The sequence below is a fragment of the Paenibacillus sp. JT22N1 genome (genome assembly GCF_059692155.1).
The window spans coordinates 320,472-330,941 of the sequence record NZ_JCAUAW010000009.1 but is presented as its reverse complement, the minus strand read 5'-3'; the positions used below and the strand labels follow the sequence as shown (position 1 = coordinate 330,941).

The window sequence follows — 10,470 nt, the reverse complement described above, 5'->3', positions numbered from 1 at the left end:
CTTTAGGGTACGAGTCGGCTCATCATTTTGAGCAACTTTACTACAAAAGTCAGCCGGCCTAATACAACGGTTGTTCCTTGATTTTGTGTCTACGCTATTGACAGAAGTGCAATTTTATCCAATTTAGGCGCAATCGGCTAAATAAGAGTCCCGAGAGACTCCTATTTGAGTGGAAAGTGCCAGGATAGCAAAAATAGCAGTCTCTAGAGGCTCTTATTTGATCAGATTTCATCCAATTAAGCTCAATCGGCAAAATAAGAGTCCCGAGAGACTCCTATTTGAGTAGAAAGTAGCAGAAAAGCAAAAATAGCAGTCTCAAGAGGCTCTTATCTAATCAGATTTCATCCAATTTAAAGCTCAATCTGCCAAATAAGAGTCTTCAGAGACACCTATTTGAGTGGAAAGTGCCAGAGCAGCAAAAATAGCAGTCTCTAGAGGCTCTTATCTAATCAGAGCACACAAGAGCCCCCGGCCCAATAACGGCCGGGGGCTCTTCAAGCGGCACACTAGCGGTGCCGCAAAGGTGCGCAGCTGCTACACAGTCGCTGCGGTCAAATCAAGCCATGCCAGCTCCTGCGCAGATAGCACAAGCTGCGCGCCGTCACGGCATGAGTGCATTTCGGCTTCGCTGCGCGGACCAATAAGCGCGCATGCCGGGAACGGCTGGCTCAGCACATAGGCGAGCGCGATTTGGATCGCGCTGACGCCTTTTTCCTGCGCCAGCTGTTCGGCGCGGCGCAGCCGCGTCCAGTTCTCGTCGCTGTAGAAGACGCGGACGAGGTCGGCGTTTTCGCGGTTCTCCGGCGTGAACCGTCCAGTGAAAAATCCGCGTGCCTGCGAAGACCAGGACAGCAGCGGAAACTGCTTGGCTTCGTGCCAGCGCAGCGCTTGCTCATCAGTAGAAACGCAGCCGGCCCAAAATGGCTCGTTCGCCTTAGCGAGGCTTAGGTTGGGGCTGCTGAAGCTGAACCCGATTAAACCATGCTGCTCGGCATAATCTGCTGCTTCTTGCAGACGTTCATGTGTCCAGTTGGACCCGCCAAAGGCGCGGATTCTTCCAGCTTCCACATGTTCATTCAGCGCTTCGAGGATAACGCCAACCGGTGTAGCTGGATCATCGCGATGAAGCGCATAGAGGTCAATATAGTCAGTGCGAAGTCTCTCGAGGCTAGTGAACAGGTCACTGCGAATCGCTTCCGCATTCACTCTGGGCCCGTTAGCATCATGATGTGCGCCCTTGGTAAAGATATTGATGTCATCGCGATTGCCCATTTCATCCAGCCAAATCCCAAGCGCTTGCTCACTCTGCCCACCACAATAGATGAAGGCTGTGTCAATCGTATTTCCGCCGATAGCTAGATAGTGCCCGAGGATATCGCTGACTTCTTGACCATTATCCAGTCTAAAAAAGTCGGATCCCATGATCAGTTTGGATACTGGTTTATCTAATCCTTTAATCTGAATGTGCTTCATATGAAATCATCCCTGCTTTCTTTTTATTAATGATTATTGATTAATCACAATTCGTGAGCGCTCTCTAGCTGATTTCAGACAAGCATCAATCAATCTCATGTTGTTAATAGCATCACTCGCAGGGAAGCGAGGTGCTTTCTCACCCCAAGCGGCATAAGCTATGTCGTCCGCTTGCAGCGCGTATTGGTTGAGAAAAGGAACCTTTTCTTCAAGGCGTTCATTTTTAACATGGACGATAAAATTGCCGGATTCCTCTGTTGGCGTCACAAACGCAGAAGGGACTTCAATACGTCCATGCGCGCCAACGATTTCGAGCGTATTACGGAAACCCGCCCACATGCCGCAATCGAATGTTAACGCGACGTTGCCGCTGAATTCAACTAAACCGGACATCATCATGTCAACATCATCATGCTCAGGCGAGAAGAAGGCGTGAGTGGTTACAGCCTCTGGTTCCCGACCCAACAGCATTCTTGCAGCACTTAGGGGGTAACATCCAACGTCATAGGCTGAACCGCCACCCCATTCACGAACGTAACGAACATTTTTACTATCACCAGGGTTACTAAAGGTAAAAGCACCATGGATGCCTCGAATGTCACCGATTTCTCCGGAGGAGATAATTTCTTTGATCCGCTCGTAGCGGGGATGGTGTCTATACATGAAAGCTTCGGCAAATACCACACCTGCTTGTTCGCATGCCGAGACCATTTCTTGAACATCATCTGCCGTAAGAGAAGCAGGCTTCTCGCAAAGTACATGCTTACCAGCCTGGGCAGCACGGATCGTCCACTCTTTGTGCAGATGGTTCGGAAGCGGTATGTATAAGGCATCAATATCTGGATCCTCGATCAATTCTTCATAACTTCCGTAAGCCTTAGGAATATCTAGCTTAGCTGCAGTTTCTTGTGACTTTTGCAAATTGCGGCTGGCAATAGCGCTTACAATTCCAGTTTGAGATTGCTTGATGCCAGGAATACAAGCCCTTATGGCTATACTGGCGCAACCTAAAATCCCCCAACGAAGCTTTGTCATTACAGCATTTCTCCTTTTGTAAAATAATTGATAACGGTATATTGTTATTATAAAACGAGTTATTTAAAATGAATATGATAATATATTGCACCCAGTATCGGAATATTGTCATTAGAAGAGGAGGCGTAAAGATGCAAAGGCAAGTCATGCTGCCAAGGCTGCAGCAATCTTCTTATTTCATTTTTCCAGAATCTGTTGGCTGGTATCGTGATTTCCCCAATCATTCTGTCTATCGATCCGAAAGGTTATGCGAGACTTTTAGCTTGCATTTCATCGTTTCAGGTAAAGGGTACGTCGAAATTGAGGGGGAACAGTATCCCATTCAAAAAGGGGATGCATTTCTGTATTTTCCGTATCAAGAACAAAGATACTACAGCTCGAAGGAAGATCCCTGGGATGTCCGGTGGTTTCATTTTTATGGAAATCATATAAAGGAGTTTATGCTGGAACGAGGATTTCTACGTACCTTGTGGACGTTAAAGCGATGGAATGAGCTTGAAGAAGCGTTTCACGAGCTGCTGCTGGAAGCAGAGACGAATAGCATTCTTCGGACAACGAATCTCTCGACATTGACGTATAAGATATTGTGCGAATTCATGAGCTATGCGGCGCCTTTAACGGGAAATCGGGGGATGGAATCCGTGGATCGCATTCTCGCCTTACTTCCCTCCATGCAGCAAAAAGCCTGTGAACCGTTCATCTTGGAAGAATGGGCGGAGCTCACAGGCGTAAGCACATACTATTTCTGCAAATTGTTTCGTAAAGCCATGTCGATGACACCGCTCTCCTTCATTACACTTTGCCGTATTCAATTTGCTAAGCAGCGTTTAATTGAAAAGGAGAACTGGCCGATCAAAGACATCGCCAAGGAATCAGGTTATGCCAGCGCGAGTTATTTCAACCAGCGTTTTCAAGAACATGAAGGAATGACGCCTAGCGAGTTTCGAAGCTTCTATTCCAAAAGCTTATTTGGATAGGCGAGAGCGAATCGGTTTCCCGTCCCAGATGATTTCGGTCACGGCTTGGCGCGCTTTCACTTCCGGTTCTTCCAGCAGGAGGAAGAAATTTTTCGTAGGCAATTCACCGAGTTGATGTTTAGCAGAGAGCATGTCCAAATAGGGACGCATGTTGTCTAATTGACCCGACATGTTGCTGCTGCCTTGCTGTGAGAATGCATAGAGTACACTGGCGATTGGCGCACGTTTCACGCGGAATTGTTCGGCAGCCCGTAAGAAGAAATCCCAGTCCCAATAATGAAATACGTCCGTATCAAAAGCACCCAAAGCGTTGATAACCTCGGGACGAAATATACAACCGGAAGAGAAGAAGGTGGAAAACCTGCGCATTGCAGGTACATCGAATTCATAAGCAAAAACGAACCGATCTGTGATGGAACGGGCGTTATTTTCATAGATATAATCGAAAATTTCTACGTCTGGATAGACGAGATCATAGCCTTCTATTTCTTGCAGCATACGCTCGATATGGATCGGGAGCAGCAGATCGTCGTCATCACAGAGCATGATGTAGTCGCCTTTCACCTCTTGCAATCCGCGGTTGCGCGCATGAACATGTTTCAAGTTTTGCGGCATATTGACGATCTGAATAGCCAGCTCTGGGTACAATTCCTGAATGAAATCGACGGAGGGGCCGCAATCGTTAACGATGATGATTTGTAGGTTTTTGTACGTTTGACGATATAATGATTCTGCGAGCTCAGCGAGTTCAATTCGGCGATTATACGTAGGGATAATGATGGACACTAATGGCTGATAGGACATGAAAAAGCGCACCTCCGAATTATGGTATTTTAAGCTTACCTCAATTTTGGTGTACTTCTCAAATATAAGTGATAAAACAAAACTCTAAGATTACGCTTACGAAGCCAGTTTTGCTAAAGCAAAACTCTAAGGAGGTTCCTAATGCTGGAGGTACCGCATACAAGTATAAGCTTTACTGATATTCATTTATGGAAAAAGGATTGCTTTCTAAGCGGTTTGATTGGCGAAATCGACGCAATTGAGCTGCTCAGCTTGGATATTTTCGATACGCTATTATTTCGTACATGTGCAAATCCCTCTGATGTTTTTGTTCTTGTTGCTGAACATGCACACCGTATTGACTGCCTGAAAGCATCTATATCGCCAGCTGCATTCAAAGAGATGAGGATTCGTGCTGAGAACAATGCTCGTGAACGGCAAGTTGCCGTAACGGGCTTTGGCGAGGTCACTTTGGAACTCATTTATGCGGAGATGCCGGAAGGGACCTGTAACAGGGACAAGATGGCTCAGATAGAAGTCGAGATCGAGGCGGAAGTTTGCTATGTGAACCCGCACGTGGCGTCATTGTTAGCTGCTTGTAAAAGCAAGCAGATTCCGGTAGCGCTGTTATCGGATATGTATTTATCCTCCGAGCAGTTGCGCTGGATTCTTTCGTCGGCAGGTCTAGATCTATTAAGCGTAGATACGCTGCTTGTTTCTTCGGAGGAGCATGAAGGGAAGTCATCGGGGCATTTATTCGCTCGCTTGAAGGAATTTTACCCTCAGATCGAGAGTCACGCAATTGTACATATTGGCGACAATATAGCCGCAGATGTGGAAGGTGCCTCCAAAGAAGGAATAAGGAGCGTACATTACAACGTCGTTCCTGAACATTTCGAAAGCTTGCATCACTGGGAATATGTTAGACACGGACATGTGCTGCCGGAATGGATGTCCTTGCGAAAGCTAGCTGAAGCCTCGGATATGACGGTTGGAATGGGCGAGTTGGACCAGGTGTTTTATAAGATGGGTACCAGTGTAATAGGACCGTTCTTACAAGCCCTGTGTGAGTGGGTCATTGATCAATGCGTGGATGAGGGCATCCGGACTGTACATCCTTTAATGAGAGAAGCTTATTTGTTAGCGCCGATGCTTGAAAATGCTGCGCGAATTCGAGGTGTTGACCTCCAGATAAAGCCGATCTATGTTTCCAGACAAGCTACTTTTTTGGCGGGACTAGAGAGCTTTGGTGATGATGAGCTAGCGTTTTTGCTAGGCATTCACGGTTTGAAAATAGGCGAGCTATTCGAGGTGCTCGATATCAGCGAGGAAGGCGTTCATTTTGAAGCGTTTTTGGAGGAAAGAATTGAGAATTGCAAGTATATAATAGGTGAAAATGGAAGCTCAATCTATGATCGAGTTGGGGGTTTTCTACGAAGTGCACCTATACAAACTAAGATTATGGCGTCTGTGCAGCGGCATAGGCAGCTTTTTGTAAGTTATTTGAAGCAAGAATTTGGTTCGCCTGAACGGTTGGTAACGGTCGATATTGGCTTTCATGGAACCATTCAGAAATCACTAGAAAAAATCGTAAGCTTATCGGGACATAAGCCGCAAATGATGCATTTGCTTGCTGTTGGCGCTAATCGGCTGGATGAGCTGAGCATGCGTGGTATGGATATCCGTAGTATGCTGCGCTCGGGCAGCGGGGGAAGTGATGAAGGGAAACGTATTGCAAGGACGCCAGCCTTTTTGGAGGAGCTCATGATGGGCGATTTCGGTTCGACACTGCGTTATGCTGAAAATGAGCTCGGTCAAATCAGGCCGATTACGGCAGAGCTGAAACGTACTGACGAAGAGTACGCGATGAAACGGGCGTGTCAAGAAGGAGCATTGGCGTTCCAAGGTTACTATGCCTATTTGCTGCAGCAAAAAGAGGGGCGTTTGCAGCGAGCATCATCACAGCCAGTAGAGTGGAGCAAGCCGCTGCACCGTGTTCTCGATATGCCGAGGCCCGAGGAAGCGAGATTGTTGGGGGATTTGACGCATCAGGACAATTTCTGTACCGAGTACATTGCACCGATTTGTGAAGATGTGGCCGAAGAATGGTTCGTGCAAGGGCCGGAGGCATTTTTGAATTGCTGTAACTATGGGCCCTCGATTTTGAATGCGAATTGGCCGCAGGGTCTTGTGACCAGACGATTTCCGTATTATTTATATAAATTCTATTTGCGACTTCAAGATGGGTTCGGCAGCCAGGTGATGCTGTTTGAAACGATCCAAAGGGTGAAAGAGGATGGTATATGTGCCATTCATCTTTATGGAACGGGGGCTTTTGCCGAGCAGGCCTTGAAAATGGCTTGGTTTCATGGACTTCAGATTCGTTACTGGATTGATCCGCATGTGGGGTTGGACGCTGCTCCTTGGGGGCGGTTTGCTTATGTTACTTTGGAGCAGGTGAGGGATGGGCGGAGTAAAGCAGAGATAGGGACAGGGACAGGTACAGGTACAGGTACAGAAATTGCTTCTCACGCTTTCTTGATCGCGACGTTATCTGATATGAAGGAATATAAGAACCATATTTTGCATGTATATGAAGGTAGTGGGGTAACGCCGATCTTTTACGAGCTTCGTCCTTAGGAAATTACACCTTAAGTTATTGAACCAAATCGATGGATGGAACATCTTAATTAGTGATCTTTTAGCTTGCAGGATGATCCTATTTTTGGTTGAAAAAGGAAGGTGAATGGGATGAAGCAAAAGTTACTAAGCTTGTTTCCCGTGCTTTATCGTTTGCGAATTGCTCAGTTGAGACTTAAGCGGCACTTCCTGAATTTAAATCCATCCATTACCTACGCGAAGCATAGAGTTGTCGATTCGCTTCCCTATACTTGCAAAAAGCACCAATCCTTACTGCGAAGAAAGCTCGGTTTCTCCGATCCTATTTTACAAGAAAACAAAATTACAAATCTAAGGATCAGCGTTGGACGTATGGATGGTATTGTGATTCGACCGGGTGAAACTTTTTCCTTCTGGAAATTAGTTGGGAAAACAACGTCGGCTAAAGGCTACATCGAAGGCCTGCTGTTATCGCAAGGTGGTGTGAAGCGAGGCGTCGGAGGTGGGATATGCCAGTTGGGCAATTTGCTGTTTTGGATGGCTTTGCATACCCCACTTCAAGTCGTGGAACGGCATCACCATAGCTTTGATCCATTTCCGGACGATCATCGGGTTCTGCCTTTTGGGAGCGGAGCGAGTGTATTTTACAATTATATAGACCTGCGTATGTATAATCCTACCCAGCATACTTTCCAGTTCCGGTTGTGGCTGACTGATGAACATTTGAAAGGCTCTGTACATTGTGACGTGCTTTTACCGCATGCCTATCATATCGAGGAGAGAAATCACCGTTTTCTTGAGAAAGATGGCCGGAAATATCGTGAAAATGAGATTTGGCGCAAGGTGATCGATAAAAGAACTGGAAAGACTGCAGCAGAGGAGCAAATGATACATAACTTCTCGGAAGTGAAATATGATTTGTTCAATACGTCTTAAGAAGGTACTAGTTGAAGTTAGTACTTTTGGAAAAGATAGTGGCGAGGTAACCTGAGTTTATAGGAAAGAACAAGGGGGACTAAACCATGCAGACCTTTTCATTCACTAAAAATTGGTTTTTGCAATTGATGATCGTTCTGTACGTAGGGATATGGATTTGGCTGGCGGTGGATCCTTATAGCAGGTATGACTGGGTACTGGAAAATCTACTGATTTGGGCAGCGCTAATTGGACTTGTAAGTACTTATAAGTTTTTTTCATTTACAAATCTGTCTTATGCATGGATTGCTTTGTTCCTGATGCTACATACGTTTGGGGCTCATTATTCGTATAACGAGAACTGGGTGGATGTTTGGTTGAAGCTAATTTTTCACTCGGAACGTGATCATTATGACCGCTTGGTGCATTTCAGCTTTGGATTGCTGCTCGCCTATCCGATTCGGGAAGCGATGAGTGCATGGACGCGGCTAGGCAGTAAATGGCTTTATGTGATTACTTGTGTCATCGTTTTGGCAATGGGGGCCTTCTATGAGCTTATTGAAATGTGGGTGGCGCTACTTGTGGCTCCTGAGATTGGAACGTTGTTCCTCGGAACACAAGGTGATCCATGGGATACGCACCACGATATGGAGCTTGCTCTGTATGGGGCGGTGATTGCTATGGTTGTTACTGCGGTTTGGCGTAAGGTGCGGGTGGGGAGTAAAGTAAAAGCAGGATTATGAGATTAAGTAGGGAAATGTGAGAGTAGGTAAATGAGATTAAGTACGAGAATAGAAAGACATGACTAATGAGGTCAAGTACGAAAGTAGTAAAGCGGGATTTATGAGAGCAAGTAGGAAATGAGCACAGTAGAAGTGACACTATTTATAGCAGAAATCGCTATCGTGGAGGCTGGTTGCCAATGTCAGTAGGAGAACAGAAAGAATTGTTTGTCTATGTGGGTTCCTATACAGATGAGCGCAATGCAAATGGGATTTCATTGTACGCGTTCAATCCTTTGAGCGGAGAAATGAGGTTGGTGGAATCGTACTCCGATTTGCCAAATGCTTCGTTCCTTGCTCTGAATGATACCCGGACGATTTTGTATGCCGTGAGTGAGACAGCAACGTACAACGGTCGTTTTGGAGGCTCCGCGGCAGCTTATGCGATAGAAGCCGGCACCGGTAGGCTGGAGAAGTTGAATCAACAGCCTACCGACGGATCTGCTCCTTGTTATGTCAGCTTGAACAAGACTAACCGAACGGTCTATGTAGCGAATTACTCAAGCGGCAGCGTGACTGTTTATCCGGTAGAAGCGGACGGGCGGCTTGGTGAGCATGCACAGTTGGTGAAGCACGAAGGCCCATTGGGGCCACGTGCGGATCGCCAAGAGGCTCCGCATGCGCACTCGATTGTACCGGCACCGAACAATCGGTATGCGATTTCAGCCGATCTGGGCCTTGATCGGCTGGTGGTTAGCAGCATCGACGCGGAGAGCGGCTTGCTTTTGCCGCATGGAGATGCGGCGATGAAGCCGGGCGCAGGCCCGCGGCATTTGGCTTATAGCGCGGACAGTCGGTACGTGTACGCGATCAATGAGTTGGACAGCACGGTTACTGTGCTGGGCTATGAGGCAGACGCGGGAGTTTTGACCGCGCTGCAGAGCATTTCGACGCTGCCGGAAGGCTTCAGCGGCGAGAGCACATGCGCGGACATCCATCTCTCCGAGGATGGCCGCTATGTGTATGCATCTAACCGCGGACACGACAGTATCGCGGTTTATGGGGTTGACCGACAAAGCGGCACGCTGTCGGTCGTGGGTTGGCAGGCGACGCTCGGGCGGACGCCGCGGAACTTTGCCCTGTCGCCGCAGGGGGAGTTCCTCCTCGCGGCGAACCAGGATTCGAACAGCATTACGGTATTCCGCATCGATGCGGAAACTGGAATGCTGCGTGAAACAGGGCAAACGGTAGCGGTATCGCGGCCGGTTTGCATCAAGTTTCTCTAGGACATAAAGAGCGAGTACCCACGCAGCGTAGGCTGTTTGGGTGTTCGCTCTTTTTTTGTCCTGCTAGGCAGGGTGCCAATAGGCGCATTTCGAGCCAATTCACTTAAGTTACATTCCTCGTGACTGCCGTAAGCACGGAAATCGACTTCTCAGCCTGCTTATACCAGCTAACCACGGCTTTTGCTCAGAAGTAGGCTCCGAAAACGCGCTTATTTCAAGTCAAGTCTAGAAATAGGCGCGTTTTCAGCGCTTATTCACTTAAGTTACATTCCACGTGACTGCCGTAAGCACGGAAATCGACTTCTCAGCCTGCTTATACCAGCCAACCACGGCTTTTGCTTAGAAATAGGCTCTTAAAACGCGCTTATTTCAGTCAAGTCTAGAAATAGGCGCGTTTTCGGAGCCTATTCATGTATGCTTCATTCCTCACTATTGCCCGACAGCTCGGAGATTGCTGAACGGCCCTGACGGGACTTCTCTACCTCACTTTAGTGATGTTTTTCATCGCTAAAGTGAGGTAGAAGACCAATTTTGCCCTCATAGTGATGAAAATCATCCTTATAGATGGCGCTTTTACGTATTTTGACCAAAGAGATGGTCTGAGACGATGTTTTTCATCGTTAAACGCATGAAAAAATGAATTCAAGTCTCGTTAGTGAT

General features: G+C 47.2%; 8 protein-coding genes. 5 read left to right on the top strand and 3 right to left on the bottom strand.

What is annotated here, in order from left to right:
- Window positions 1–534: 534 nt before the first annotated feature.
- Together AC58UU_RS19160 and AC58UU_RS19155 are read right to left on the bottom strand one after the other, a co-directional pair.
- On the bottom strand, window positions 535–1,473 hold the full coding sequence (locus AC58UU_RS19160) for an aldo/keto reductase (protein WP_497318294.1): 939 nt from the start codon (window positions 1,471–1,473) through the stop codon (window positions 535–537).
- A gap of 33 nt (window positions 1,474–1,506) precedes the next feature.
- The gene (locus AC58UU_RS19155; RefSeq protein WP_497318292.1) at window positions 1,507–2,508 is read right to left on the bottom strand and encodes a Gfo/Idh/MocA family protein; all 1,002 of its coding nucleotides are present in this window, start codon (window positions 2,506–2,508) and stop codon (window positions 1,507–1,509) included.
- Window positions 2,509–2,639: 131 nt separating this feature from the next.
- Here AC58UU_RS19155 and AC58UU_RS19150 point away from each other — a divergent pair, with 131 nt between their 5' ends.
- Window positions 2,640–3,485 (top strand): helix-turn-helix transcriptional regulator, encoded by an 846-nt coding sequence (locus AC58UU_RS19150; RefSeq protein WP_497318290.1) that lies wholly within the window; start codon window positions 2,640–2,642, stop codon window positions 3,483–3,485.
- On the opposite strand, the gene AC58UU_RS19145 is transcribed toward AC58UU_RS19150, so the two are convergent.
- Window positions 3,474–4,289, bottom strand: a complete 816-nt coding sequence (locus tag AC58UU_RS19145; protein ID WP_497318288.1) for a glycosyltransferase family 2 protein — start codon at window positions 4,287–4,289, stop codon at window positions 3,474–3,476. The genes AC58UU_RS19150 and AC58UU_RS19145 overlap by 12 nt on opposite strands.
- 141 nt (window positions 4,290–4,430) lie before the next feature.
- Here AC58UU_RS19145 and AC58UU_RS19140 point away from each other — a divergent pair, with 141 nt between their 5' ends.
- From AC58UU_RS19140 to AC58UU_RS19125, 4 genes are all read left to right on the top strand, one after another.
- Window positions 4,431–6,908: an HAD family hydrolase gene (locus AC58UU_RS19140; RefSeq protein ID WP_497318286.1), complete on the top strand. Its 2,478-nt coding sequence runs from the start codon at window positions 4,431–4,433 to the stop codon at window positions 6,906–6,908.
- A 111-nt stretch (window positions 6,909–7,019) separates the two neighbouring features.
- Entirely contained in the window at window positions 7,020–7,823 is an 804-nt protein-coding gene (locus tag AC58UU_RS19135) for a VanW family protein (RefSeq protein WP_497318284.1), read from the top strand.
- Between the two features lie 86 nt (window positions 7,824–7,909).
- Window positions 7,910–8,545, top strand: coding sequence for a DUF2238 domain-containing protein (locus tag AC58UU_RS19130; RefSeq protein ID WP_497318282.1), 636 nt, complete (start codon window positions 7,910–7,912; stop codon window positions 8,543–8,545).
- Window positions 8,546–8,724: 179 nt separating this feature from the next.
- Complete coding sequence (locus AC58UU_RS19125; protein WP_497318280.1) at window positions 8,725–9,810, top strand: lactonase family protein; 1,086 nt, start codon at window positions 8,725–8,727, stop codon at window positions 9,808–9,810.
- Window positions 9,811–10,470: the final 660 nt, after the last annotated feature.

What these genes read in the sequence shown, in the direction of transcription:
- AC58UU_RS19160 (WP_497318294.1), bottom strand. Translation starts at nt 1,473, where the DNA reads ATGAAGCACATTCAGATTAAAGGATTAGATAAACCAGTATCCAAACTG.
- AC58UU_RS19155 (WP_497318292.1), bottom strand. Translation starts at nt 2,508, where the DNA reads ATGACAAAGCTTCGTTGGGGGATTTTAGGTTGCGCCAGTATAGCCATA.
- AC58UU_RS19150 (WP_497318290.1), top strand. Translation starts at nt 2,640, where the DNA reads ATGCAAAGGCAAGTCATGCTGCCAAGGCTGCAGCAATCTTCTTATTTC.
- AC58UU_RS19145 (WP_497318288.1), bottom strand. Translation starts at nt 4,289, where the DNA reads ATGTCCTATCAGCCATTAGTGTCCATCATTATCCCTACGTATAATCGC.
- AC58UU_RS19140 (WP_497318286.1), top strand. Translation starts at nt 4,431, where the DNA reads ATGCTGGAGGTACCGCATACAAGTATAAGCTTTACTGATATTCATTTA.
- AC58UU_RS19135 (WP_497318284.1), top strand. Translation starts at nt 7,020, where the DNA reads ATGAAGCAAAAGTTACTAAGCTTGTTTCCCGTGCTTTATCGTTTGCGA.
- AC58UU_RS19130 (WP_497318282.1), top strand. Translation starts at nt 7,910, where the DNA reads ATGCAGACCTTTTCATTCACTAAAAATTGGTTTTTGCAATTGATGATC.
- AC58UU_RS19125 (WP_497318280.1), top strand. Translation starts at nt 8,725, where the DNA reads ATGTCAGTAGGAGAACAGAAAGAATTGTTTGTCTATGTGGGTTCCTAT.